This window comes from Terrabacter sp. P2_E3, assembly GCF_056403915.1.
Genome location: NZ_JBFUEN010000010.1, coordinates 157,017 through 181,912, shown reverse-complemented (window position 1 = coordinate 181,912; position 24,896 = coordinate 157,017). Strand labels below are relative to the sequence as shown.

23 protein-coding genes are annotated in these 24,896 nt (G+C 72.4%); 14 read left to right on the top strand and 9 right to left on the bottom strand.

The genetic code is table 11. The features are described 5' to 3' along the window. Positions 1 to 10 precede the first annotated feature (10 nt). Genes AC1DW8_RS15640 through AC1DW8_RS15625 form a run of 4 tightly spaced genes read right to left on the bottom strand, consistent with a single transcriptional unit; the run spans position 11 to position 2,994 of the window. A complete protein-coding gene (locus AC1DW8_RS15640; RefSeq protein ID WP_056775736.1) occupies positions 11 to 739 on the bottom strand; it encodes a TIGR03089 family protein in 729 nt (242 codons plus the stop codon). After that, positions 739 to 1,893: an LCP family protein gene (locus tag AC1DW8_RS15635; protein ID WP_478095133.1), complete on the bottom strand. Its 1,155-nt coding sequence runs from the start codon at positions 1,891 to 1,893 to the stop codon at positions 739 to 741. Before AC1DW8_RS15635 ends, AC1DW8_RS15640 begins: the two co-directional genes overlap by 1 nt. Further along, the gene (locus tag AC1DW8_RS15630; protein ID WP_056775741.1) at positions 1,883 to 2,311 is read right to left on the bottom strand and encodes a DUF2304 domain-containing protein; all 429 of its coding nucleotides are present in this window, start codon (positions 2,309 to 2,311) and stop codon (positions 1,883 to 1,885) included. Before AC1DW8_RS15630 ends, AC1DW8_RS15635 begins: the two co-directional genes overlap by 11 nt. After that, positions 2,308 to 2,994, bottom strand: coding sequence for a glycosyltransferase family 2 protein (locus AC1DW8_RS15625; RefSeq protein WP_056775742.1), 687 nt, complete (start codon positions 2,992 to 2,994; stop codon positions 2,308 to 2,310). The genes AC1DW8_RS15630 and AC1DW8_RS15625 overlap by 4 nt, the downstream gene beginning before the upstream one ends. Before the next feature lie 98 nt (positions 2,995 to 3,092). Here AC1DW8_RS15625 and AC1DW8_RS15620 point away from each other — a divergent pair, with 98 nt between their 5' ends. Continuing rightward, positions 3,093 to 5,117 carry a glycosyltransferase gene (locus tag AC1DW8_RS15620; RefSeq protein WP_478095132.1) on the top strand — a complete coding sequence of 675 codons (2,025 nt, stop codon included), beginning with the start codon at positions 3,093 to 3,095 and terminating at the stop codon, positions 5,115 to 5,117. Positions 5,118 to 5,150: 33 nt separating this feature from the next. Then, the gene (locus tag AC1DW8_RS15615; RefSeq protein WP_056775746.1) at positions 5,151 to 6,113 is read left to right on the top strand and encodes a lysylphosphatidylglycerol synthase domain-containing protein; all 963 of its coding nucleotides are present in this window, start codon (positions 5,151 to 5,153) and stop codon (positions 6,111 to 6,113) included. 33 nt (positions 6,114 to 6,146) lie between these two features. Here AC1DW8_RS15615 and AC1DW8_RS15610 read toward each other — a convergent pair whose 3' ends face one another. Beyond that, entirely contained in the window at positions 6,147 to 6,581 is a 435-nt protein-coding gene (locus AC1DW8_RS15610) for a nitroreductase family deazaflavin-dependent oxidoreductase (protein ID WP_056775748.1), read from the bottom strand. A gap of 77 nt (positions 6,582 to 6,658) precedes the next feature. After that, positions 6,659 to 7,402, bottom strand: coding sequence for a DUF3105 domain-containing protein (locus AC1DW8_RS15605; RefSeq protein WP_056827092.1), 744 nt, complete (start codon positions 7,400 to 7,402; stop codon positions 6,659 to 6,661). Between the two features lie 124 nt (positions 7,403 to 7,526). Here AC1DW8_RS15605 and AC1DW8_RS15600 point away from each other — a divergent pair, with 124 nt between their 5' ends. Continuing rightward, a complete protein-coding gene (locus AC1DW8_RS15600; RefSeq protein WP_478095131.1) occupies positions 7,527 to 8,453 on the top strand; it encodes a DNA-3-methyladenine glycosylase family protein in 927 nt (308 codons plus the stop codon). Positions 8,454 to 8,552: 99 nt separating this feature from the next. On the opposite strand, the gene AC1DW8_RS15595 is transcribed toward AC1DW8_RS15600, so the two are convergent. Beyond that, positions 8,553 to 10,607: a PhoX family protein gene (locus AC1DW8_RS15595; RefSeq protein WP_478095130.1), complete on the bottom strand. Its 2,055-nt coding sequence runs from the start codon at positions 10,605 to 10,607 to the stop codon at positions 8,553 to 8,555. Positions 10,608 to 10,811: 204 nt separating this feature from the next. On the opposite strand from AC1DW8_RS15595, the gene AC1DW8_RS15590 reads away from it, so the two are divergent. Next, positions 10,812 to 12,008, top strand: a complete 1,197-nt coding sequence (locus tag AC1DW8_RS15590) for a glycosyltransferase (RefSeq protein WP_478095129.1) — start codon at positions 10,812 to 10,814, stop codon at positions 12,006 to 12,008. Positions 12,009 to 12,058: 50 nt separating this feature from the next. On the opposite strand, the gene AC1DW8_RS15585 is transcribed toward AC1DW8_RS15590, so the two are convergent. Beyond that, positions 12,059 to 13,009, bottom strand: a complete 951-nt coding sequence (locus AC1DW8_RS15585; RefSeq protein WP_056827095.1) for an acyl-CoA thioesterase — start codon at positions 13,007 to 13,009, stop codon at positions 12,059 to 12,061. Positions 13,010 to 13,037: 28 nt separating this feature from the next. Continuing rightward, positions 13,038 to 17,324 carry an FtsK/SpoIIIE domain-containing protein gene (locus AC1DW8_RS15580; protein ID WP_478095128.1) on the bottom strand — a complete coding sequence of 1,429 codons (4,287 nt, stop codon included), beginning with the start codon at positions 17,322 to 17,324 and terminating at the stop codon, positions 13,038 to 13,040. Between the two features lie 253 nt (positions 17,325 to 17,577). On the opposite strand from AC1DW8_RS15580, the gene AC1DW8_RS15575 reads away from it, so the two are divergent. From AC1DW8_RS15575 to AC1DW8_RS15530, 10 genes are all read left to right on the top strand, one after another. Next, positions 17,578 to 18,816 carry a TadA family conjugal transfer-associated ATPase gene (locus AC1DW8_RS15575; protein ID WP_442275665.1) on the top strand — a complete coding sequence of 413 codons (1,239 nt, stop codon included), beginning with the start codon at positions 17,578 to 17,580 and terminating at the stop codon, positions 18,814 to 18,816. Continuing rightward, positions 18,813 to 19,682, top strand: coding sequence for a type II secretion system F family protein (locus AC1DW8_RS15570; RefSeq protein WP_082619773.1), 870 nt, complete (start codon positions 18,813 to 18,815; stop codon positions 19,680 to 19,682). Before AC1DW8_RS15575 ends, AC1DW8_RS15570 begins: the two co-directional genes overlap by 4 nt. Beyond that, the gene (locus AC1DW8_RS15565; RefSeq protein ID WP_478095127.1) at positions 19,679 to 20,656 is read left to right on the top strand and encodes a type II secretion system F family protein; all 978 of its coding nucleotides are present in this window, start codon (positions 19,679 to 19,681) and stop codon (positions 20,654 to 20,656) included. The genes AC1DW8_RS15570 and AC1DW8_RS15565 overlap by 4 nt, the downstream gene beginning before the upstream one ends. A 52-nt stretch (positions 20,657 to 20,708) precedes the next feature. Further along, positions 20,709 to 20,924 carry a hypothetical protein gene (locus tag AC1DW8_RS15560; protein ID WP_478095126.1) on the top strand — a complete coding sequence of 72 codons (216 nt, stop codon included), beginning with the start codon at positions 20,709 to 20,711 and terminating at the stop codon, positions 20,922 to 20,924. Positions 20,925 to 20,995: 71 nt separating this feature from the next. Further along, entirely contained in the window at positions 20,996 to 21,370 is a 375-nt protein-coding gene (locus AC1DW8_RS15555; protein ID WP_255358432.1) for a TadE family protein, read from the top strand. Further along, positions 21,367 to 21,843 (top strand): hypothetical protein, encoded by a 477-nt coding sequence (locus AC1DW8_RS15550; protein ID WP_056827112.1) that lies wholly within the window; start codon positions 21,367 to 21,369, stop codon positions 21,841 to 21,843. The genes AC1DW8_RS15555 and AC1DW8_RS15550 overlap by 4 nt, the downstream gene beginning before the upstream one ends. Further along, on the top strand, positions 21,840 to 22,349 hold the full coding sequence (locus AC1DW8_RS15545) for a pilus assembly protein TadG-related protein (RefSeq protein WP_056827113.1): 510 nt from the start codon (positions 21,840 to 21,842) through the stop codon (positions 22,347 to 22,349). The genes AC1DW8_RS15550 and AC1DW8_RS15545 overlap by 4 nt, the downstream gene beginning before the upstream one ends. A 753-nt stretch (positions 22,350 to 23,102) precedes the next feature. Continuing rightward, positions 23,103 to 23,342 carry a hypothetical protein gene (locus AC1DW8_RS15540; RefSeq protein ID WP_478095125.1) on the top strand — a complete coding sequence of 80 codons (240 nt, stop codon included), beginning with the start codon at positions 23,103 to 23,105 and terminating at the stop codon, positions 23,340 to 23,342. Positions 23,343 to 23,547: 205 nt separating this feature from the next. Then, the gene (locus tag AC1DW8_RS15535; protein ID WP_056775772.1) at positions 23,548 to 24,006 is read left to right on the top strand and encodes a lamin tail domain-containing protein; all 459 of its coding nucleotides are present in this window, start codon (positions 23,548 to 23,550) and stop codon (positions 24,004 to 24,006) included. A 288-nt stretch (positions 24,007 to 24,294) separates the two neighbouring features. Then, the gene (locus tag AC1DW8_RS15530) at positions 24,295 to 24,822 is read left to right on the top strand and encodes a matrixin family metalloprotease (RefSeq protein WP_478095124.1); all 528 of its coding nucleotides are present in this window, start codon (positions 24,295 to 24,297) and stop codon (positions 24,820 to 24,822) included. The last annotated feature ends 74 nt before the right edge of the window (positions 24,823 to 24,896 follow it).

The window sequence follows — 24,896 nt, the reverse complement described above, 5'->3', positions numbered from 1 at the left end:
GCCTTGTCGCTCAGGCGCTCTCGCGGGCGTCGACGGTGACGCCCTCCGAGGCGAAGCGGTCTGCGAGGTCGTCGCGCTGACCGCGCACGAGCACGACCGACCCGTCGACCGCCCAGGCGGCGAGCGCCCGGCGCAGCACCGGCTCGAGGGCGCCGCCGAGCACGACGCGCGGGGATGTGCCCCAGCCGTCCTCGGGCGCGACGACGGCGCCGTATGCCGTGTCGACGCCGTCCGCCGCCAGCGCGACGTCGCCGGGCTCGGCGTCGGACATCGGCGAGAAGAGGTCGCCGTGGGTGGCCAGCTCGCGGGCCTCGTCGACGGCGCCACCCGCATCGTCGGCCTCCGGGTGCCGACGGGCCAGGGCCGGCAGCGAGACGAGCACCGCGTCACCTCCGTGGCCGGCGGCGGCAGCGGGGGAGCCGGTGACGAGCACGTCGGCTCCGGTGGCCGCGTCGCCGACGACGACCGTCGCGCCGACCGACCACGCCGCGAGGGCCCAGTAGAGCGAGCGCCAGTGCGCCGGGAGGTCGATGCCGACCGTCGTGCCGGGGCCCGCCGCGGCGTCGTCCTGGAGGAGGTTCGCAGCCTTGGCGACCCAGTTGGCCAGGACGCGGGCGCTGAGCTCGATGCGCTCGCCCGCGGTCGGTCCCGGCTCGTCGTCGTACCACGTCAGGCGCGGCCGGCCCGGGTCCGCGGCGACCATCCGCGCGAGCACGTCGGCGGGCAGCAGGTCGGCCATCAGCTGTTCTTCGCTCCTTCGACGGTGGTGCCGGCTGGCGGCTCGGTCAGTGGCTCGTCGTCCTTGAGGGCCTTGAAGAGCGCCTTGGCGCGCTCGGTGTCCCACTTGACGGCGAGGGCGCCGGCGCTCGTGCGGTAGGCGAGGTCGGAGGTCGGCACGGACAGGGAGAGGCCCTCGTCGTTGCTGACGGCACGCATGGCCTGGAGCACCCGGACGGCGTCCACGATCCCCGTGTCCTGGCCGACCGCGAGGCCCGCTGCGGAGGCGTCGGCGAAGCTCTTGTAGCGCCAGGGGATGAGCACGGTCGAGGGCGTCGCGGCCTTCTTCATGAGCGCACCGAGGAACTGGCGCTGCCGGGCGGCGCGCCCGATGTCGCCCAGCGGGTCCTCGTAGCGGGAGCGGACGTAGCCGAGGGCATTGCCACCGTCGAGCGTCTGGCAGCCCTTCTTGAGGTCGATGCCGGCCTTCTTGTCCTTCATGTCGCGCGGCACGCAGAGGTCGACGCCGCCGACGCTGTCGACGACGGCGGCGAAGCCACCCAGGCCGATCTCGATGTAGCCGTCGACGTGGATGCCGGTGACCTGCTCGACGGTGTCGGTCAGCAGCTTGGGTCCGCCGATGGAGTACGCGGCGTTGATCTTGTTGGAGCCGTGCCCAAGGATGGGCACGTAGGAGTCGCGGGGGAGCGAGACCATGACCGGCTTGCCGCCGCTCTCGGAGACGTGGACGAGCATGATCGTGTCGGTGCGGTTGCCGGCCGCGTTGCCCGTCGCGTACTTCTTGCGCTGCTCCTTGGTCAACCCCTCACGGCTGTCGGAGCCCACGAGGAGGTAGTTGTAGCCCGACGTGTCGGTGGGCCGCTCGCCAGCGGGGATGTTGTCGACCTTGTTGACGGCCCCCCACGCCTGCATCGGCACCCAGACCATGAAGCCGATCCAGGCCAGGAGCAGCACGAGCAGCACGACGAGCGCGATGCGTCCTCGGCGCCAGCGGTAGCGGGGCTCACGCGCCGGGGTGTCCGGTCCGGCGTCCCTCTCGTCGATGCGCGAAGCGGCGACGGCCGCGCCGCCGGGTCGCTTGGGGCCACGCCGGGTGTCGACGACGTAGGCGTCGTCATGGCCGGGACGACGCGGAGTGCTCGGATCAGTCGGCATCGGCTGCCTTCACGCTCGGGGACGGGGGAACTTCGCCGGACAGTGTGACAGCCGTTCCTGTCGACTTCACGTGCTCGGCTGCGGACCCCGCCTCGTCGAGGGCGATGCGGCGCGCCAGGCGGGTGTAGCGCGTCTCCATCGCACGGAAGCGCTTGTAGGTCGTCACGACGAAGCCGAGGAAGGCCACGACCAGCCCGTAGAGGATGAGGTCGGCGCCGCGTCCGATCCCCAACGCCTTGGCGAGGTTGGTCCACGTCTTGCTCGGGTCGATGATCGAGTAGATGACGAGGCCGAGCAGGAAGAGCAGCCCCAGGCGACGCAGCGCCTGCGTGCGCTGTCCCGAGCCGATGAGCAGCCGCCAGGCGATCGCGAGGACCGCGGCGATGAGCAGGATCTGAATGACACTCTGTCGACTCATCGCCAGATCAGCTCCGCGAGGATGTTGACGGCGTTCCAGAGCGACTGGCCCTTGGCCTTGGAGTAGTCGGTGTAGAGGATGTGCACGGGCTCCTCCGCGTAGGCGACCTTCGCGCCGTCGAAGCGCATCGAGCCGATCTGGGCGACGATCTCGGAGGCGTGCGCCATCCGGTTCTGGGTGATGTCGAGGCGCTGCACGACGTCACGGTGCAGGACGCGCAGGCCGTTGTGCGCATCGGTCAGTCGGGTGCCCGTCGTGAAGTTCGTGTAGGCGACCGCGGCCCGCAGGACGAGCCGCTTCGAGGCCGAGGCGTCGGTGCGCTCGTCAAGGAAGCGTGAGCCGAACACGACACGCACGTCGCCCTGCCGGATGCGGTCGACCATGACCTCGACGTCGTGGATCTGGTGCTGGCCGTCGGCGTCGTAGGTGACGACGTAGCGCATGGCCGGGTCGCCCAGGGCGTAGTCGAAGCCCGTCTGCAGGGCCGCGCCCTGCCCGAGGTTGACGGGGTGGCGCACGACGGCCGCACCCGCCTGCTCGGCACGGTCGGCCGACCCGTCGTGCGACCCGTCGTCGACGCACACGATGTTGGGGAAGACGGCGCGGGCCTCGCGCACGACGTCGGCGATGACGGCTGCCTCGTCGTAGAGCGGCACGACCAGCCACACGTCCTCGTTCTGCATGCGCCCAGCGTAGAGCGCCGTCGGTGCCCTGACCGACACGCGAGGCGCGCGCGGCAGCACGCCCGGGAGCCGGGGCCGGGAACTAGAGTCGGGGCACCATGACGGACGACTCGACGGGCTCGGCCGCGCTCCGCATCGCGATCGTCGGCCCGACCCACCCGCACAAGGGCGGCGTCGCCGCGCACACGACGATGCTCGCCCACCACCTCGCGGACGCCGGGCACGACGTCACGCTCGTGTCGTGGGCACACCTCTACCCCTCGAAGCTGCACCACGCCGATGCGTCCGTGCCCGACGGGGTGCCCGAGGTGCCTCCGTTCCCGCGGACGATCCGGGCGCTCAGCTGGGCTCGGCCCGACACGTGGGTGCGGGCCGGTCGGCGGCTGCGCGATGTCGACGCGATCCTCGTCGTCCACGTCATGCCTCCCGTCGTCCCAGCCCACCTGGCGCTGCTGCGGGCCGCTGGCGCCGTGCCGGGTGGTGATGGTCCGCGCCCTCAGTCGGTCGTCGTCTGCCACAACGTCCTGCCGCACGAGCCGCACCCGGGTGATGCCCGGCTCATGTCAGTGCTCTTCTCGCGCGTCGACTCCGTGCTCGTGCACAGCGCCGACCAGGCCACGGTGGCCCACGAGCTGGGGGCCCGACGAGTCTCCGTCGCCGACCTCCCGCCCCACCTCCCCGGGGGCGACCCGATCCACCGCGGACCGCGGCCCGGTCCCACCCGCCTGCTCGCCCTCGGCCTGATCCGGGAGTACAAGGGCATCGACGTGCTCCTGCGCGCCATGCGGACCGTGCCCGAGGTCACCCTCACGATCGCCGGTGAGATCTGGGGCGCCAACCGCGGCGTGATCAGCCGCCTCGCCTCGGACCCGGCGCTCGCCGGGCGGGTCGAGATCCGCGACGGCTACGTCCCCGCCGACGCGCTCGCCTCGCTCCTCGCCGACCACGACGTGCTCGCACTGCCCTACCGCTCGGCGACGGCCTCGCAGAACGTCATCCTCGGCCACGCCCACGGGCTGCCCGTCCTCGCCTCCGACATCGCCCCCTTCTCCCAGCAGGTGGCCGACGGCGTCAACGGGATCCTCGTCCCGCCTGAGGACGAGCGAGCGCTCGCGGGTGCGCTGCGCCGTCTCGGCGACCCCGACGTCCGCCGCCGCCTCGCCGAGGGCGTGCAGACCCCCGACCTGTCGGGACCGTGGGCGCACTACCTCGGAACCCTCGAGGCGCTCTCCGTCGACGAGAGCGTGCTGCTCGGCGACCCGGGCCTCCCCGCCGACGAGCCCGGCGTGCCTGCTGACGACCCCGACGACCCCGACGACCCCGACGACCCCGACGACCTCCACCCCAGGGACGACGACGGGCCGGCGGAGCAGGGCCTGCTCCCACACGCCCGCCGCGTCCTGGGTCGCGGGGCTCGCAGCGTCGCCGGCCGGGCCCGTCGCAGCGCGACCCGGGCCGTGGCGGCGCGGCGTCCGCTCGTCTCGCTCCGTCCCGACGACCTTCCCGAGTGGGTGCTCGCGACCGACGTGCTGGGCGAGCCCGACGAGGCCGACGACGCCCGCCGGCTCTCACGCATCCTCGGCCTGCCGCGATCCCTCGACAGCGTCTCGGCGTGGGCGGCCCTCGGCAGTCTCGCCGCGATCCTGCGGGTGCGCGACGACGGCCGCCGGAGCGCCGTGATCGTCGACGAGGGCGGCACGCGCTCCCTCCTCTCCCGGTGGGCCCGCGCGGTCGGCTTCGCCCCCGTCGAGATCGACTTCACCGGCTCGCACCCGAGCGTGGCGGCGCTCGACGTCGACACCGGATCCCTCGACGTCATCGTCCGCATCCACCCCCATGGCTGCGACGCCGACGACGTCGACCACGTGCTCGAGCAGGCCTCGTGGGCGCTGCGCTCCGGCGGCCTCCTCGTCGTCACGGTCCCGATCGGCCCGCGCGCGGCCGAGGGGGCCGTCGGACCCGCCGACGTGCGTGGCATCCTGGCCCGCGCCCACGACCTCGGGTTCGTGCTCATCGGCGACCTCGACGGCGACGTCAACGCCCGGATGCGGGAAGCGGCGTCACGCGCCCGGGCCGACGACGCGGCATACGGCCTCGTGCGTCTCACGCTGCGACGGCGCTGAGCACCCGGATGACGCTGCGATGATGGGTGCGACATGACCCGTAAGAAGATCCTCACCGTCCTGCGCGTGGCCATCGCGCTCATCACGCTCGCAGCCGTGGTCTACGCAGTCGTCCACAACTGGGCCGACGTGTCCGTCCACCTCGACAAGATCTCGTGGACGACGTTCCTGTGGTCGACGCTCGCGGCAGGCATCGGCACGTGGCTGACGATGATCGGCTGGAAGACGCTGCTGCGCGACCTCGGCTCCGACCTGCACCTCGCGCCCGCGTCCGGCGTCTACTTCGTCGGCCAGCTCGGCAAGTACCTCCCGGGCTCGCTGTGGTCGGTGCTCGTGCAGGCGGACATCGCGAGCCACCTCAAGGTGCCGCGTCGGCGCACCGCCGTGACCGGCCTGCTCGCGCTCGGGCTGGCCCTGCTCACGGGCCTGCTCGTCGGGCTCCCGGCGGCGTCGTTCCTGCTCACGAGCACCTCGTCGGGCTTCGACTGGTGGCTGCTCCTCGGCATCCCGATCCTCGTCGTGCTCTGCGTGCCCAAGCTGCTCAACGCGATCATCGACAAGATGCTGCGCACCATCAAGCGCGAGCCCCTCGAGCACGGCCTCTCGGCGGGTGCCGTGATGCGCGCGGTCGTCATCTTCGTCCTCGTGTGGGTCGCCTTCGGCGTGCACACCCTGCTGCTCGCCCGGGCGGTCGCCGGGGACGCCTCGCCGCACCCCGACCTCACGACGGCGGCGATGACGGGCTACGCCCTGTCGGTGTCGCTCGGCATGCTGACGATCGTCCTGCCGGCCGGACTGGGTGCGCGCGAGGGACTGCTCACCCTCATCCTGTCCACGGCCATGCCGACGCCGGCGGCGGCCGCCGTCGCGATCATGTCGCGCTTCATCGTCACGATCGTCGACGTCGTCGCAGCGCTCGGCGGGTGGCTCTACGCCCGCTCGCACCACCTCATCACCGAGCGGCACGCCGCCGCCGAGAGCGACGTCAGCGTCTGACCCGTCGCGGTCCGACCCGTCGCGCGCGGACGCTCAGCGGCGCTCGAGCACGAAGACGGGGATGAGGCGGTCCGTCCTCGTCTGGTACTCCGCGTAGGGCGGGTAGGCCGCGACGCACCGCTGCCACCACTGCTCGCGCTCCTCGCCCTCGAGCTCGCGGGCGTGCACGGGGAACGTCTCGGTGCCGGCCTGGAGGTCGATGTCGGGGTGGGCGAGGAGGTTGTGGTACCAGTTCGGGTGCGCCGGTGCCCCGCCCTGGCTCGCCACCGCGGCGAACGACCCGTCGTGCTCGACGCGCATGAGCGGCACCTTGCGGATCGCCGCGGTCTTCGCGCCGCGCATCGTCAGCATGACCACGGGCAGGCCCATGATGTCGACCGATTCGGTGGTGCCCGTGCTCTCGATCGTCTCGACCTGCTTGCGGACCCACTCGCTGGGGCTGGGGACGTACTCGCCGGTGATCGTCATGACGGCAGGGTAACCCGCTGCACACGCACCCAGCCCCCGGTGGGTCACCGGGGGCTGGGAGGCGAACGGGGGAGGGCTCAGGCGGCGCCGGGCTCCGGGGCAGAGCTCCACGGGTACTTCTTGACGAAGTCCTCGACGACCGTCGTGTTGAGTCCTCCGCACAGCTGACGGTGACCCATCTGGGCGCCGACCTTGCCGGTGGCCTGGTCGACGTCGGCGGCCCAGTGGGACAGGGCGTACTTCTTGCCCGCGGGGAAGGCGCCGTGGGCGGGGTCCCACGGGCTGATGAGGAACTTGTTGGCCGACTCCTTCATGGCGTTGACCTTGGTCGACAGGGCCTGGAACGCGGCTGCCTGCTCCTTCTCGACGGAGCGGTCGTACCAGAGGATCGTGTAGCCGTGCTCGAGGTTGTGCACCAGCGTCTCGATCTGCGGGGCGTCCGCGACGGTGTAGACGCGACGCCCGTCGACGGCCGGGACGGCGAAGTGCTTGCCGCTCGACGGCGGGACCGTGGAGTACGTGATCTTCGTGACGTCCGGCTGGTTGGTGCCCGGGCCGACGTGGTCGCTCGAGCCGCTCGCGGGGTCGTTGGTGATGGGGTCGCACGAGGCGGCGGCGACGTCGCCGCTGATGTTCTGGAGCGCCTCGTCCTTCTTGTTCTGCTCACCGATGATCGCCCAGGCGACGGCCGCGCCGATGATGGCGATGACGGCCACGCAGGCGCCGATCACGACGAAGAGGCGACGGCGCTCGGCCTTCTTCTGGGCGGCCTGCATCTCGGCGACGCGCTCGCGGCGGTCTCGGCTCGTCTCGCGGGCCATCGTTCCTCGTTCCTGTCGGTCTGTCGGCGGCGGCCGGTGGGGCCGGTGGGGCGGGGGTGTGAGTCGCTCGTCGACGGACGGGTCGTCCCGTGCGGCGACGGTGCCGAGTGTAGGCGAGGATGTTGTGGTGCCCGAAGCCCCGACCCGCCTGTGGCGCAGCGACCGCGAGATCGCGCTGCGTGCCCAGCTCGGCGTCTTCCGCCGGGGCTCGGGTGACCCGACCTCACGCTTCGGACGCGACGGCACGGTGACGCGGGCGGCGCAGACGCCCGACGGCGTCGGCACCCTCCACCTCGTGTGCCGTCCCGGGGACTCCGAGGTGCAGGCCCAGGCGTGGGGTCCGGGAGCGGCGTGGCTGCTCGACGCCGTGCCGGGTCTCCTCGGCGACGACGACGACCCCTCGGGCTTCGAGCCCCACCACGACCTCGTCGCCGAGGCGTGGCGGCGCTTCTCCCACTGGCGGGTGCCACGCTCGGGTCTCGTCTTCGACGCGCTCGCTCCGGCGGTCATCGAGCAGAAGGTGACCGGTCAGGAGGCGTTCTCGGGCTACCGCGTGCTCGTGCGTCGCTTCGGCGAGCCGGCCCCCGGACTCTTCCCGGGGCTCATGGCCCCGCCGACGGCAGCCGGGTGGGCGGCGGTCCCGTCATGGGCGTGGCTGCAGGCGTCCGTCGACGGCGCGCGCTCGCGCACCGTCGTACGGGCGGCGGGGTATGCCGGCCGGCTCGAGCAGGGGGCGTCCGTGTCCGTCGCGGAGGCACACCGTCGCCTGCGGGCCCTGCCGGGCGTCGGGGTGTGGACCGCCGCCGAGGTGGCGCAGCGAGCGCTGGGCGACCCCGACTCCGTGTCCTTCGGCGACTACCACGTGGCCAAGGACATCGGGTGGGCTCTGACCGGGACCCCGGTGGACGACGACGGCCTCGCCGAGCTGCTCGAGCCCTACCGCGGGCACCGCTACCGCGTGCAGCACCTGCTCGGTCTCGCGGGGCACCACCGGCCGCGCCGCGGGCCGCGGATGGCGCCACGCACGCACCTGCCGACGCGCACCCGCTGAGCGAAGCCGGACGGCATACCAACTCGTGGTCACGACGTGTCACGCACGACGGCCCGGCACCCCTGACGGTGCCGGGCCTTCGTGCGTCGTGCCGCTCGGTCAGCGGCGGTAGGAGACGACCACGCTCGGGCGCGGGAAGCCGTCGGTGTGCGGCCAGGTGCTCGACGGCGTCTCGAAGGTCGCGCCGTCCGTCTCACCGGGGTGCTGCACGGCGACGAAGACCGAGCGCTGGTCCTCGGTGACAAGTGGGCCGCACGTCTCGGCGCCGAACGGCACGGTGAGGAACTGCTCGACGCGTCCGCGGTCGGGTCCGGAGACCGGCACCCGGAAGAGGCCGTCGTTGGAGCCGAGGACGTTGCCGTCGGTCGAGATCCAGAGGTTGCCGACGGCGTCGAAGGCGACGTTGTCGGGGCAGCTGATCGGGCTCACCTTGGCCTTGTCGTAGCCCGCGAAGTACGTCTCCGGCGCTGCGGGGTCTCCGCAGACGAGGAAGAGGTCCCACGTGAACGTCATTGCGGTGTGGTCGTTCCCGAGCTCGGTGAGCTCGAGGACGTAGCCGTTGCGGTTGCCCGACTTGCTCGTGAGCGGTGCGTCCAGGCTTGCGCGGACCATGCTCGAGGCAAGCGGGTTGGTCTCGTCGGTCGGGTACTTCACCCCGCGGTCCGAGTTGTTCGTCAGGGCGGCGTAGATCTTGCCGTTGACGGGGTTGGGCTCGACGTCCTCGGGACGGTCCATCTTCGTCGGGCCGACGGTGTCGGCGGCGAGCCGGGTGTTGAGGAGCACCTCGGCGACGCTCATGCCGGGGACGTGGGACCGGGTGTCCGAGGTGAGGGCGATCCACGTGCCCGCGCCGTCGAACTCGCCGTCGCCCGTGCCGTCGCCGACGAACTTCGCGACGTAGAGGGTGCCCTTGGTCAGGAGGGTCTTGTTGTGCGTGCGGGCGGCGCGCGAGTCGCCCTTGCGGAAGCGTTCTGCCGAGACGAACTTGTAGAGGTAGTCGCCGCGCTCGTCGTCACCCATGTAGGCGACGGCGTGGCCGGAGTCGGAGATCGTGACGTTGGCGCCCTCGTGCTTGAAGCGGCCGAGCATCGTCTGCTTGACCGGCGTCGAGTCGGGCTCGAAGGGGTCGACCTCGACGACCCAGCCGAAGCGGTAGGCCTCGTGCGGGTGCTTGGTGAGGTCGAAGCGCTCGTCGACGGTCGACCAGCCGCGGTTCGTCACGGCTGCGGTAGCGAGGCCGTAGCGCTTGAACGACGTGGCGTTCGCCGGGTCGACGGCGCCGCTCGCGTCGAAGTAGCCGTTGAAGTTCTCCTCGCCGGACAGGACGGTGCCCCACGGCGTCGTGCCGCCGGCGCAGTTGCCGAAGGTGCCGTTGACGCGGGTCCCCGTCGGGTCGGCTGCGGTGCGGAGCAAGCTGTGGCCGGCGGCCGGGCCGTGGAAGGCGAACTCGGTGTGCACGGTGATGCGGCGGTTGTGGTGGGCGCGCCGGTGGTCGGCGCGGATCCAGGATCCTTGGGCGCGTCCGCGCTCGATCGTGACGACGGACATGCCGTGGGCGGCCATCGCGATCTTCTTGATCATGGCGTCGTCGTACTCGCCCGTCGGGAACATGAGGTTCTCGTCGGTGTACTCGTGGTTCGTGACGAGCAGGGCGCGTCGGCCGTCGAGCGGCAGCACGCCGACGTAGTCGTTGTTGTAGCCGAACTGCTTGGCCTGGGCCTCCGGCGTCTGGGCGTGCGCGTCGAAGCGGGGCGCGCCGGCCTCGACCGGGTCGCCCCAGCGGATGACGACGTTGTGGGTGAACTCGGGGGCGTTCGTCACGGCGTCGGCCCGGTTGGGCGCGACGGGCGTGAAGGCGGCGCGGCCGACGTCCGCGGTGGTGCGGCTTCGGCCGGCTGCGGCGCTGGCGCCGGCGGCCGCGGCGGGGGTGGCGGTCGCGAGGCCGCCGACGACGAGTGCGCCGGCGCCGATGGCGCCGCCCTTGAGGACGGACCGGCGGGCGAGAGCGCCCTCGACGAGGTCGCGCATCGCGGGGTTGGCGCTCTCGTTGGGGACCGGGGCGTCGCAGGCGTCGTTGCAGCGGTAGTGGCACGTCATGCGGCTGCGCGAGCCGTGACGTGGCGTGGCGATGAGGGGGAGAAGCTTGGGGGTCACGCGGGTGCTCCTTCGGCGAGTGAGTCCGCCGCGCCCCTCTGGTCGGCGCGGCTGGGAACCGTCTGTGACGTTAGGAGCGCCGGGGGAGCGGGTGGGTGCTCCTTCGGTGGCCATCGGGTGAACTCCGCGTGTCCCCTTCGTCAGCGGGTGTATGCCGTCCGACACCACTCGTCGCGCGCCGCCGCGGGTGGGACTCTGGTCGACATGCGGATGCTCTTCGCGACGACGGCGGGAACGGGGCACTTCGGCCCCATGGTCCCGGTGGCCCGGGCGTGCGTCGAGGCAGGGCACGAGGTGCGGGTCGCGGCCCCGGAGTCCTTCGCGAACCACGTGGCGCGGGCCGGACTCGAGCACGTGCCGTTCGACGACGTACCGCAGGAGGTCATGGGCCCGGTCTTCGCGCGGCTGCCGTCGATGACCCCGGAGGAGGCCAACGCGACGGTGGTCCGGGACGTCTTCGGTCGGCTCGACGCGCAGGCGGCCTGGCCGCGGGTGCAGGAGCTCGTCGACGCGTGGGCGCCGGACGTCGTCCTGCGCGAGCCGTGCGAGTTCGGGTCGCTCGCCGCCGCGGTGCGGTCCGGTGTGCCGCACGTCGAGATGGCGATCGGGCTCGGGAGCCTCCAGCAGTGGGCCGGGCCGGCGCTCGTCGATCCGCTCGGCGAGCTCGACTGCGTCACCGGCCTCGACGACGGGTCGTGCGCCGCGGCGATGTCGTCGGCGCCCGTCCTGTCACAGGTCCCACCGAGTCTCGACGTTCTGGACCACGGTCCGGGCACGAGCGACGCTGCGGTTCAAGACGTCCCGAGGGTCACCCGCTATCGCGACGGTGCGGCGCGCTCCGGCTCGGGGAAGGTCCCGTCCGGATGGGGCGATCCCGACCTCCCTCTCGTCTACGTGACGTTCGGGTCGGTGACGGCGGGCTTCGACGCGCTGAGCTCGGTCTTCCGGCTCTCGCTCGACGCGCTCGCCGACCTGCCCGTGCGGGTGTTCCTCACGACCGGGCACGCGGGCGATCCCGAGACCCTGCGGCCGTGGCCGCACAACGCTCACGTCGAGCGGTGGTGGCCGCAGGACGACGTCATGCCTGTCGCGTCGGCGGTGGTCGGTCACGGCGGGTTCGGCACGATGATGTCCGCGCTGATCGCCGGAGTGCCGCAGGTGCTCGTGCCGCTCTTCGCCTTCGACCAGGAGGTCAACGCCCGGCGCATCGAGGAGGTCGGGGCGGGACTTCGCCTCGGAGGTCGCCACGAGGCGATGCCCGAGCTGGCCGGCGCCCTCACCCGGGTCCTCGGCGACACCGCCATCCGTTCCAGGGCGGCCGCGCTGGCCGAAGAGATCGCGGCGCTCCCGGACGCGTCCGCGATCGTCGGCACGGTCGAGGCCATCGCCGTCGGTGGCTGACTGGGCCAGACGTGGTCCGGCTGTGGCCCGGCCGTCAGCGAGCGGCGTGGTCAGGGGATGTGGCGCTCGGTGTCGACCTCGTTGCGCATCTCGACGAGGGCCTGCGCGTGGTCGCGCAGCGCCACGTCCTCCTCGCTGACCGGCACCCAGGGCCGCGCGGCGAGGGCCGTGCCGCCGACGTCGAGCGGCACGAAGACGATGAGCGAGTGGGTCGTCAGGTCGAGGTCGCCGGTCGAGGGGTCACCGGAGCGGACGTGGACGCTGATGTGCATGCTCGACGTGCCGGTGAGGAGCAGTCGCGCCTCCACCTCCACGAGGTGGCCGATCCGGAGCGGACGGTAGAAGCGGACCCCGCCGGCGTAGACGGCGACGTTGGACGCCGAGCCGGTCCACTGCGTGGCGAGCACGTGCGCGGCCTCGTCGATCCAGCGCATGACGATGCCGCCGTGCACCTTGCCGCCCCAGTTGACGTCGGTCGGGGCGGCCAGGAAGCGCAGCACGACGCGGGGCGCGGTGCCGGCGTCGCTGTAGGTCTGGGCGGCCATGGCGGCGGCGATCTCGTTGCGCAGACCGATCCGGGTGACCGCGCTCTCCTGCCACTCGCGGTCGTGCTCGTCCTCCGGGACGAGCTGGGCGACCGGGGTCGGCCGGCCGTGCTCGTCGACGGCGACGAAGACCATGATGCAGTCGGTGGTCGGGCGCAGGTCGCCGTCCTTGGGGTTTCCGGCCGAGACGGTGACGAGGATGTGCATGCTCGTCGTTCCGGTGTGGATGATGCGAGCGGTGGCCTCGACGAGGTCGCCGACCTCGACCGGCCGGGTGAAGCGCACGTTGCCGACGTATGCCGTGACGCTGTACGTCCCGCTCCACCCCGCGGCCGCGGCGTAGCCGGCCTTGTCGATCCACTCGAGCACACGTCCGCCCCCGACCGTGCCGGAGTAGCCCGCGTCCGTGGGTGCGGCGAGGAAGCGCAGGGTGATCTCTCGGGCGCCGCGCGGCATGGGTCCTCCTGGGGGCCTGGGGTGTGCGTCACGAGAGTGGCAGAGCGGGGGCCGTCGTGGGCGGTGAGTCCGACGTCCGGTGCGCCGGGGGGTCGAGCAGGGCCACCTGGACCGGTGTCGAGCGGCCGTCGACGACGAGGTGGCCGCGACCGGCGCGGCGCGTGCTGTCGATCTCGAGACGGACACCCAGCACGTCGCCGTCGCCCGGGGCCGTCGCACCGAGCAGGATCCCGATCCCGTCGCGCGACACCTCGGGGAGGAGTCCGCGGAAGGCGCCGTTCGCGCGGGTCAGCTCCGCTGCGACCACGACGATGCCCTCCGTGTCGTCGACGAGGCGAGCAGCCTCGACGAGCGGCGCCTCGACCCGGCTGCCGTCCACGAGCTCGGCGTCGTCGACGAGCAGGCACAGATCTGGATCGTCACGTCGCCTGCCGATGAGCTCCGTGGCGTCGTGCGGTGTCAGGGTCGGGCACTCGCGGCCGGCCGCCCACAGGGACAGGACGGACCGGCGGGGACTGACGACGCAGGCGCTTCGTCCCAGCCTGAGCAGCTGCTCGCCGATGGTCACCAAGGTGGTCGAGCGCCCGGACCTGTTCTGTCCCGCGACGACGACGCGACGGTGACCGGCCCCGAGCGGCAGGGCGAGGGGTGCGGCGTCGTCACCGCCGACACCGACCCACAAGCCGTCCCGGACCGGTGGCAGGTCCTCCAGCCGCGCCTGCTGCGGCAGCGCCGAGATGCGCCAGGGGACGCAGCCGCCTCGGTCCCGGGAGCCGGCACGGTGGACGTCCACGGCCCGGGCCACGGCCTCCGCGACCTCGCCGGGTGAGGTCGCGGCCAGCTGCACCTCGTGGCCGGTGCGGAGGTCGATCGCCCGTCCGGGCGTCCTCGCCGTGGTGGCGAGCTCCGGGGAGACTCCGGCCAGGGTGAGGTCGAGCGGGTCGGGCAGGTGGAGGGCCAACCGCTGGTCGAGCAGGCCCGGCAGCCTGCCGGAGAGGATGGCCCGGCCACCCGTGACGGCGAACCTCACCCCCGCCCGGGGGCCGTCTCGGAGCAGGCGGTGCAGCTCGTCGACGGCGGCGCCGTGGTCGAGGCTCGACAGGGCCTCTTCGAGCGACTCCCAGCCGTCGACGAGCACGACGGTGCGGGCGGCCGCGGGCTCGTCGCCGTCGACCAGTCGGAGGAGGCGGGCGACGAGGCGTCGGGTGCGTGTCGGGTCTGCGCTGTCGGTCACGGTCCCGACGTGCGGGAGCGACGCGAGTGCGGCGCACGGCCCGGCGACGCCCTGGAGCACGTGCACGTGCAGGTCGTCGGGTGAGGTGCTCCCGGCAAGGCCGAGGGTGAGGGTGACGAGCGCGGTGGAGCGACCCGAGCGTGGCCCACCGGCGATGCCGAGGTGGCCGCGGTCGCCTGCGCGCCACCAGAGGGTGTCCCGTCGCTGTTCGTCGGGCACGTCCACGAGACCCATCGGCACGTCGAGCGTCGTCGACCCCGACGATGTCGCCGCATCTACCATCAGGTCGGCCGGGGTCAGCTCGGTCGGCAGCGGCGGCAGCCAGGGAGAGGGCTGGGAGGGGATGCCGGCGCGACGAGCGGCGTCGCGTGCTGCGTCGACGACGGCGAGGAGCTCGCTGGGGCGGGGCTCCTCGTCCGAGACGTCCTCGGGAGGGGCGATCGGGGCCAGCAGGTCGCGCGGGACGACGCGGGTGCGATCCGCCGAATCGGGCCCCTCGGCCAGCGCGCCGCCGAGGTAGGCGGTCTGCACCATGGTCAGGCTCCGGTCGCCGGAGCGCAGGCAGGCTCGTCCGGGCGCTCGCGGGTCGAGCGACGCGGCGTCTGCGGCGTCGACGACGTCCTCGCTGTCGGCGCGGTCACGGACCCGGAGCGCGATGCGCAGGGCGATGTTGGCCCGCATGTCGGCGGAGACGATGCCTGCCGGGCGCTGGGTCGCCAGCACGAGATGGAGACCGAGCGACCGACCGAGGGCCGCGACGCGCACGAGGCCCGCGATGAAGTCCGGGAACTCGTCGGCGAGGGCCTTGAACTCGTCCACGACGATGATGAGGCGGGACAGCGGAGGGAGCTCACGGCATACGCCAGCGGAGCGCCGGTAGTGGTCGAGGTCGCGCGCGGACACCCGCGCGAGCAGCCGCTCACGGCGCTTCATCTCGGCATCGAGCGAGGTGAGCGCCCGCGCCGTCAGGTGTGCGTCGAGGTCCGTGACGAGGCCGACCGTGTGCGGCAGCCGCGCGCAGTCGCCGAAGGCCGAGCCACCCTTGTAGTCCACGAGGAGCAGGCCGAGCTCGTCCGGGCGGTTGCTCACGGCGAGGCCGGTCACGAGGGTCTGGAGCAGCTCCGACTTGCCCGACCCTGTGGTCCCGCCGACGAGCACGTGCGGTCCGTCCGTCGCCAGGTCGACCATGAGGTCGCCGTCGGTCGACCGCCCGAGGAGGGCGACCGGACGACCGGTGCTGCGTGCCCACGACAGCGCCAGGCCGTCGCCGGTCGTGGGGTCGACGCCCGCGCCCCGGTGCAGCTCGACGAACGACACGTCACGGGGCAGCGCTGCCGATCCTGACTCCGGTGTGGCGTCGACGTACGGCGCCAAGGCCCGGCTGACGCCTTCGAGCCAGCCGACCGACGGCAGGTCCGGGACCACCCCTGTGAGGGTGTGCCCCTCCGCACGAACCGTGGCCGCCGGTGCAGCGGCGTCCAGCTCCACCGTGGCGCGCGTCTCGGCCGGAAGCGCGGAGACGTCCGTGTCCACGCAGACGGCGACGATCCCGGCCGTGGGTCCGTCGCGCAGCAGGTCGGCGACCCCCGGACGGGACCGCAGCCCGCTGGCTCCGTCGAGGAGCACGACGACGTCGGGAGCAGGACGTCGTGAACCTGTCCAGCGACCGTCGTCCGCCCCACGTCGGCTGTCGACGAGCTCGCGGAGGGCCGAGACATGGCGTGCCACGTCTGCCGCGCGGCCGGTGACGCGCGCCGGCGAGCCGTCGTCGTCCCGGACGTGGGGGAGGTGTGCGGCCCACTCCCAGTCGAGCGCGTGCTCATGGGTGTCGGCGAGGACATGGACCTGGACGGTGCGGGGCGTGTGCCACGTCGCCACCTGCAGGAGCAGGCCGCCGACGAGCGAGAGCGTGTGGGCCCGGGGGCCCGCGACCCCGACGACACCCGAGGTCGCGACATCCAGCAGGGCGGGGAGCCCGTTCACGTGGGGTACGCCGTCGGGTGCCGGACCGGACACGTCGACCCGGGTCGGCTGGGTCGCGGTCCCGAGGCGGAGCACCAGGTGGTCGTCGTCCGAGGGCCGTCGCTCCCACAGCCGGGTCCCGCGCCGACGGGCGACGGCCTCGAGGTGGCCGAGGTCGGGATGGTCCGCGCGCAGGCCGGCCGCGTCGGCCGCGACGGCCTCTGCGAGGGCGCTGCGGGCCTGGGCCAGCAGCGCGGCGTGCTCACGGACCTGCCGGCGATACGACACCCGACCAGCGCGTCGGTCGCTCCACCACTGTCCGATGAGGAGGACCGGCGACATGAGGGCGAAGAGGAGGAGGGCGGGGGAGGAGAGCGCGGCGGCGAGCACGGCCGACAGCGCCACCGGAGCCAGCGAGGCAAGGAGCGGCACACGCTGGCGGTCCGGGCGCGACGGGACCTCGGGAAAGGTGACGGCCGGAGGGACGCCCGCGTCGCGGAAGCGCGGCTGGCGGTGGATCCGGACCTCGCCGTCCACGACATCGTGGTGGCCGCCGCGGACGTCCACGCCGCCCAGGACGAGCGTCGTCGACCCCACGGTCAGCAGCTGACCGGGCTCGAGGCGCGCGCCGTCGCTCGGCAGCAACGTCCCCTCGATGGATGACCCGTTGGTCGGGTGGTGGTCGACGACGCTGACGTGGTGAGGCGTCACGGTCACGACCGCGTGGGCGCGGGAGACGCCCGGGTCGTCGAGGCGTACGTCCGCGGACGCGGCTCGCCCGATGACGTGCTCGCCCCGGCCGAGGGACACGACCCGCCCCGCGCCGACGCCACCGGCGAGCCGCAGCTGCACGGCGCCTCGACCCGTCGCGACCGCGATGGGAGCACCCGGCCGGGTGATGGTCAGCAGGGCACCCCGCAGGAGGGGCGGTGCCCCGACGAGGGCGTCGTCGGTGACGAGCCGACCGTCGGTGCGGAAGCCGCAGCCCGGGACGCCGGCGACGTCGGTGAGCTCGGGACGGATCTCGCCGAAGCGTGTGCCCGCCGGGGCCTCGATCGTCACGTGTCGCGGACGTGCGCCCAGCCCACGGGTGTCGACGACGGTCATGGTCAGGCGCACCGGATCCTCCTTCTCGTGTGCCCCCATGAGACAGCCCGCGAGCCGGTCGCCCGGGGTCGCGTGCACAGGTGTGGACGATGGCGGCGGCGAGATCCCGGGGCCCGTTACGGTGCCCGGCGCTCGCACCACCCCACGGCGACCCTGTGGAAGAAGATCACGCGTTTGGACGCATTTGACCTAGCTTGGACGCGCCAGATCGCGACAGTCCGGGCAGGATGTCGGGCGTAGCAACTCACAGGGTTCAGGGGAACGCATGTCCACACAGGAAGCGGTGCGCCACGTCGAGGGCGAGGTCCGTGAGCTGATCCGTCGCTCGGGTCTCGATCCCGCACATGACTCCAAGGCCGTACGCCGTCTCGTCCAGGACGCCGTGCAGGACTACGACGAGCGCTCCCTGCACGGGGGTCTGCCGACGCTCGGAGACCAGCGACTCGCCGTTCACTCGATCCTCGCCGTCGTCGCCGGCTACGGTCCGCTCCAGCAGTACTTCGACGACGCCGCCGTCGAGGAGATCTGGATCAACGAGCCCTCGCGCGTCTTCGTGGCCCGCGGCGGGATCGCCGAGCTGACCCCCACGATCCTGACGGCCGACGACGTGCGCGACCTCGTCGAGAGGATGCTCAAGAGCAGCGGCCGGCGCGTCGACCTCAGCAGTCCCTTCGTCGACGCGACGCTCGCCGACGGCTCGCGGCTCCACGTCGTCATCCCCGACATCAGCAGGGCGCACTGGCAGGTCAACATCCGCAAGTTCGTCGTCAAGGCCGACCACCTCGACGACCTCGTCCGGCTCGGCACGATGCCCCGACAGGCGGCGACGTTCCTCGAGGCCGCCGTCGCGAGCGGTCTCAACGTGCTCGTGGCCGGCGGCACCCAAGCGGGCAAGACGACGCTGCTCAACTGCCTCGCCGCCGCGATCCCGCCCCGCGAGCGCATCGTGACCTGCGAGGAGGTCTTCGAGCTGAAGATCCCGCAGCGCGACGTGGCCGCCATGCAGTGCCGCCAACCCAGCCTCGAGGGCACGGGCGAGGTCCCGCTGCGCCGCCTCGTCAAGGAGGCGCTGCGGATGCGTCCGTCGCGCATCATCGTCGGCGAGGTGCGGCAGGAGGAGAGCCTCGACCTGCTCATCGCCCTGAACAGCGGCGTGCCGGGCATGTGCACCGTGCACGCCAACAGCGCCCGCGAGGCCGTCACGAAGATGTGCACGCTGCCTCTGCTCGCCGGCGAGAACGTCTCGAGCCGCTTCGTCGTTCCGACGGTGGCGGCGGCGGTCGACGTCGTCGTCCACGTCGCCCTCGAGCGCGACGGCGTCCGACGGGTCCGAGAGATCGTTGCCGTTCCCGGACGGGCCGAGGGGGACGTCATCGAGATCGCCGACCTCTTCGTCACGCGCGAGGGTGCCCTGCGACGGGCCGACGGGTTCCCGCCCCACCGGGAGGCCTTCGAGCGGGCGGGTTACGACGTGGCGGCCCTTCTCGGCCAGGCGGACTCGTGATCTCGCCGCTGGCGATCGGCCTGTTGCTCGGTGTCGGCGTCTTCTTCGTCTACTGGTCGTCCTGGCCTCAGGAGCCCGCCCGCGAGAAGGTCGACAGGGGCGGCTTCATGGTCGAGCTGCGTGACCACCTCACCCAGGCCGGGTACTCGTCGGTCACGCCCGGTAACGTCGTCGCCGGGTCGGTGGTGCTCTTCGTCGTGGCCTTCGTCTTGGTCCTCGCCCTGACGCGCGTCGTCCCGATCTCGTTGTGCTTCAGCCTCATGGCCGGCGCGATCCCGCTCTCGCTCGTGCGAATGCGAGCGCGCAAGCGCCGCAACAAGCTTCGCGACCTGTGGCCCGACGTCGTCGACAACATCACGTCGGGCGTGCGGGCGGGCCTGGCGCTCCCCGAGGCACTGTCGCAGCTCGCCGTCCGCGGTCCGGCCGAGCTGCGTCCGGCCTTCGCCGCGTTCGCGGAGGACTACCGGACGACAGGGCGTTTCCACGACTGTCTCGACCGGCTCAAGGACCGGCTCAGCGACCCGGTCGGAGACCGCATCGTCGAGTCGCTCCGGATCGCCCGCGAGGTGGGTGGCAGCGACCTCGGGAAGCTGCTCCGCACCCTGTCGTCGTTCCTGCGCGAGGATGCCCGCACCCGCTCCGAGCTCGAGACCCGGCAGAGCTGGACGGTCAACGCAGCCCGTCTCGCTGCCGGCGCCCCGTGGGTCGTCCTCGGGCTGCTCGCCCTCAACGGCAGCTCGCTCGCGGCCTACTCATCGCCAGCGGGCTGGGCTGTCCTCGCGGTCGGGGCTGCGCTGTGCGTCGTGGCCTACCGGGCCATGGTGTGGATCGGGCGACTCCCCGAGGAAGAGCGGGTCCTCCGGTGAACGGGCTGGCGGGTCGACTCGGAGAGCTCGTCGCCGACGGGTGGTCGTGGGTCGGCGCGAGCGCGGGCGTGTGCCTCGTCGCGGGCGTCGCTCTCGTCGTCGCCGGACTGCCGGCGAGCCGCCGCCCGACCCTCGACGACCGCCTGGAGCCCTACCTGCGCGACACGCCCCGCCCGTCGAGTTTGCTCGCCCGGCCGGCCCCGTCGCGTGGTCCGTTCGGCTTGGGTGAGCTGCTCGCGCCCTACGTGGCCAGGTTGGGGTCCGGGGTGGGCGCGCTCGTCGGCGGCGCCCCGTCCGTGGCGCGTCGACAGCTCCGCGCGGGGCAGCCCGCGGACGTCGAACGGTTTCGCGCCGAGCAGGTCATGGCCGGGGCAGTCGGGGGACTGGGTGGTCTCGCCTTCACTGCCGTCGTCGCCGTCGCGCAGCGACGCTTTCCGGTGCCGGTCCTCGTGTCGATGGTGATCGTCGGGGTGCTCGGCGGGATCGCCGGCCGCGACTACCTCCTCAGCCGTGCCGCGAGCCGGCGCGAGGCCCGCATGCTCACCGAGTTCCCCACCGTCGCAGAGCTGCTCGCCCTTGCCGTCAGCGCGGGAGAGGGTGCCGTCGGCGCGCTCGAACGCGTCTGCCGCCTGTCCCGCGGAGAGCTCTCCGACGAGCTGCGCCGGTGCCTGGCCGATGCCCGGGCGGGGGCCAACCTGCCCACGGCACTCCAGGGTCTCGCCGACCGCACCGGGCTGATGAGCCTGACCCGTTTCGTCGACGGCATCGTCGTCGCCGTCGAGCGTGGGACGCCGCTCGCCGACGTGCTCCGGGCCCAGGCGCAGGACGTCCGCGAGGACGGGCGACGCACCCTCATGGAGGAGGGCGGGAAGAAGGAGATCTACATGATGGTCCCCATCGTCTTCCTCACCCTGCCCGTGACCGTGCTTTTCGCGCTCTACCCCGGCCTCAGCTTCCTCCACCTCAAGCTCTGACACCCGGCCCACCGAGTGTCCTGTCACCGCAGTCCAACACAGGGAGAAGAGAATGAACCGCATCATCACGGCACACGCCCGAGCCCGAGCGGCCGTCACGACCGCCGTGTCGCGTCGGATCGCCGGCCCTCGTGACCGCGGGGACGTCCCCGGCTGGGTCCTCATCACGATCATGACCGCAGGGCTCGTCACCGCGCTGTGGGCCCTCGCCGGCCCCCAGCTCGGGCAGCTCTTCAGCGACGCCATCTCGGACGTCAAGGGCCCGTGACGCCCGGGTCGCTCCTGGCCCGACTGGAGCACCGCTCGACCAGCGCACCTGATCGCGAGCGTGGTTCTGCCATAGCGGAGTTCGTCATGGTGGCTGCCCTCCTTCTGGTCGTGGCGATGGGGGTGTTCCAGCTCGGCCTGGCGCTCTACGTCCGCAACACGCTGATCTCGGCCGCGTCCGAGGGCGCCCGCTACGGCGCTCGAGCCGATGCGCAGCCCGGTGACGGCATCGCACGCACCGAGGCGCTCATCACCTCGGCGTTGAGCTCGACGTTCGCCCAGGACGTGAGCGCCACCCGTTCCGTCACCGCCTCGGGGGTGCGCGTCGTGGAGGTCCGCGTGACGGCGCCGCTGCCGGTCATCGGTCCGATCGGACCCGCGGGCGCGCTCACGGTGTCCGGTCGCGCCTTCAGCGAGGAGCAGGTCGTGGCCGGAGGCACCCGATGATCCGGCCGCAGGACGTCCTCGCCCGGGCCGCCGGTCGGGCTGGCTGCCGGAGTGACGTCGAGGCTGGTCGCGCCATCCTCGAGTTCATCTTCCTCGGCCTCCTGCTCCTGCTACCGCTCACCTATCTCGTGCTCACCGCGGCTCGGCTCCAGGCAGCCTCCTTCTCGGCGTCGCTGGCCGGGCGGGAGGCCGGTCGAGCCTTCGTCACGGCGCGGTCCGACGACGACGGCTATGCCCGCGCCCGAGCGGCGGCCCAGCTGGCCTTCACCGACTTCTCCTTCGAGGACGCCGCAGCGGTGTCCGTGGCGTGCGACGGCTCTCCCTGCCTGCGCCCCGACGGAACGGTGACCTCCACGGCGACGATCGAGGTCCGGCTCCCGCTCGTGCCGGACTTCATCGCCTCGCACGTGCCGGCCTCCGTGACCATCTCGTCGGTCCACGTCGCCTCCGTCGACCGGTTCGTGGCGCGATGACGAGCACGTATGCCGTCCGCCTCCGGGCCGTCGTCCGTCGCCTCCGCGCTCGGACAGGTCACCGTCGAGTCCGCGACGAGGGCCAGATCGGCGTCCTCGCCCTCGGCCTGTTCGTGCTCGCGACCCTCCTGGTCCTCGGCGCCGTCGACGTCACTGCGGCCCAGCTGGCGCGGATGCGCCTGCTCGACGCCGCAGACTCGGCGGCTCTCGACGCCGCCGACGCGCTGGACGAGCGCGCCGCCTACGAGGCCGGCGTCCTCGACCAGCTCGCCATCACCGACGAGTCCGTGGCCAGTGCCGCCACGGCCCATCTGGCGCGCACGCCGCTGCCGTCCGGGATCACCGCGTGGTCCGTCGTCCCCGACACCGGCACGAGCGACGGCGCCACAGCCGTCGTCACGATCCAGGGGACGGCGACGCTGCCGATGAGTGGGTGGGTCCTCGAGTCCCTCGGCGGCAGCGTCACCATCACCGTGACGTCCCGGGCCCGTGCGCCGCTCGGGTGACTCGGGGCGGCGCCGCGGCACACGGACCACCTGTCGTGAACACCGTCCGTCGAGAGGAGTGACGGAGATACGTGGCGCAACCGCCTGATCCGCGTCGCCGATCGACAGGAGTTCCCGCGGCCGACCCCGATCCGTTCGAGCACCTTCCGGCTGACCTGCGGCGCGAGGCCCAGCAAGCCGCAGTGGACAAGGCCCGGGCCGAGGCGGACAAGGCTGCGGCGCGACGTCTGCCGTGACGCACGAGGACTCCACGTGTGCGGTCGCGGTGGTCGACGCACTCGCCACTGCCGGGTGCACGGTGTCCCTCGACACCTTCCGGACCTTGGGTCGCAGTCCGCTGCAGAAACGGGTCGGTCGCCTCGGGGGCCGCCGTGAGCACCTTCGCCCTGGGGGCGACTCGCGACCGCCATGGCGGGAACAGCCACCGCCGTGGCCGAGGCCACCGCTGCGCTGGCCAAGGCCACCGCTGTGCTGGCCAAGGCGAAGGCCGAGCTCGCCGACCTCCTTGCCGACCCGCCCGTCCCGGACTCGGAGAGCAGTCCCTGGAGGATGCCGTCGAGGTGGCGCCCCTCGGCCTCGCCGCCGGACAGGAGCACCTGGCCGCCGTGGCGCTCGTGGCCGACAAGGGGACGCTCGTGCTCGGCCAGGTCGACGCGTTCCTCGTCTCGGTCGAAGCCACGCCGGCCACCGGTCGGTCGGCGTGGGCGACGCGCGCATGCTCGAGTGGCTCCACCTCGCGCCCGGAGCCGGTGGATGTCCGACCACGAGCGGCCGACCACGCACGTGGTGCTCGTGCGCTCCGGCAAGGGCGACGTCACCATGACGACGTCCAACCGCGCACTCTGGCTCGCCGACCGCTTCTCGACCGACGGCACCCAGTCCATGTCCTACCTGTGCCTCGACGTGGACACCGACACCGTCCTCGCGGCGGGGGTCGTGGCTCGCGCCGGCGCGGGGGAAGCTGGGTCGCACCCGGGACGTCGCCAACCCTGATCGCCCACTCACCGACGTGAAAACCCCCAAAACGCTCACACGCCAGACTGATCCGCACTAGCGTCCGTCGACGACGCCCACACCGCCCAGCACGTCCAAGGCCTGGCGGCGTGGCGCGTCGAGACAGGGAGTGATGGCGCCGTCCGAAGGGCGGCGCCATCCGCACGTGCCGCGACCACAGGGTCGCGACGACAGACAGGGAAGCATGCGCACGTTCATCACCAAGGCCCTCGTGGCCACCGCCGGTCTCGGCTTCGCCGTGGCCGCACCCATCGCCGCCGCGAGCTCGGCCCAGGCGCTCCCGGCGATCATGATCTACAAGGTCCAGTACGACTCGCCCGGCTCCGACACCGGCAGCAACACGAGCCTCAACGCGGAGTTCGTCGTCATCAAGAACACGACGCGCAGCAACCGCGTCCTCACCGGCTGGACCCTGCGCGACAAGACCGGCTACACCTACCGGTTCCCGACCTTCACCCTCAAGGCGGGCGCCACCGTGACGGTCCACACCGGCCGCGGGTCCGCGACGTCGACGCACCGCTACTACAACAAGACCTGGTACGTCTGGAACAACTCGGGCGACACGGCATACCTCAAGAACGCCTCGGGCACGACGGTCGACACGTGCGCGTGGAGCGGGGGCGGCACCGCGAAGTACTGCTGAGCCCAGCTCCGCACGACCGACGCCGCACATCGAAGGCCCGCCCCGCATCCGGGGCGGGCCTTCGTCGTGCCCCCATATCTGGGAGTTGTCCCACCAACGCACCAGTAATGGTCAAGAGATCGTCAAAAAGGCCGCATTACGTCACTAAGTCGATAATTTGGACAAACAGCGCCAACTCCCCTCGAGACCACCTACCCCACGGGTGGTCTCGGCGTCTGTCCGAACACACCGCATGGAGCCCCATCAGTCCTGAGCCCCCAGCACATCCCCCACAGCAGGAGAAGGCACATGAAGCGGATCATCTTCGTCGTCCTCGCAGCCGTCGGTCTCGCCGTCGGCGCGGCCGCACCCTCGCAGGCCGCCAAGCCCACCCCGACGCCCACCGTCACGGCGGCCTACTGGGGCCACTGGGCGACCCAGGCACTCGTCTACGACGCCACCGGCGGAAACAACTCGTACAAGGTCGCCGAGGCAGTCTCGGAGTGGCGCAAGTCAGGGTGGAACGTGGCCATGACGAGCGACGCCACCAAGGCCAACATCAAGGTCCTCGCGCAGCAGGCGACCTCGGACGGCGCGATCGGTGATGCAACCCTCGTCAGTGGTGGAGGTGTCATCACGGGCTGCACCGTTCGTCTCGACCCGCTGTTCGCGACCATGTACGCGGGCGAGCACCTCGCCATCCACGAGCTCGGCCACTGCGGCGGCCTGCCGCACTCGACGTCGGCCAAGAGCGTCATGTACCCGTCGACGAACTCCAACACGGCACTCACCCGGCCGACGGCCGCCGACATCCGCTGGATGGCCGGCAACTACTGATCGACCCGCACCACTGCTCGGGGGAGCTTGCACCACAACCGCATCGGGCCCACGGCGTATGCCGTGGGCCCGAT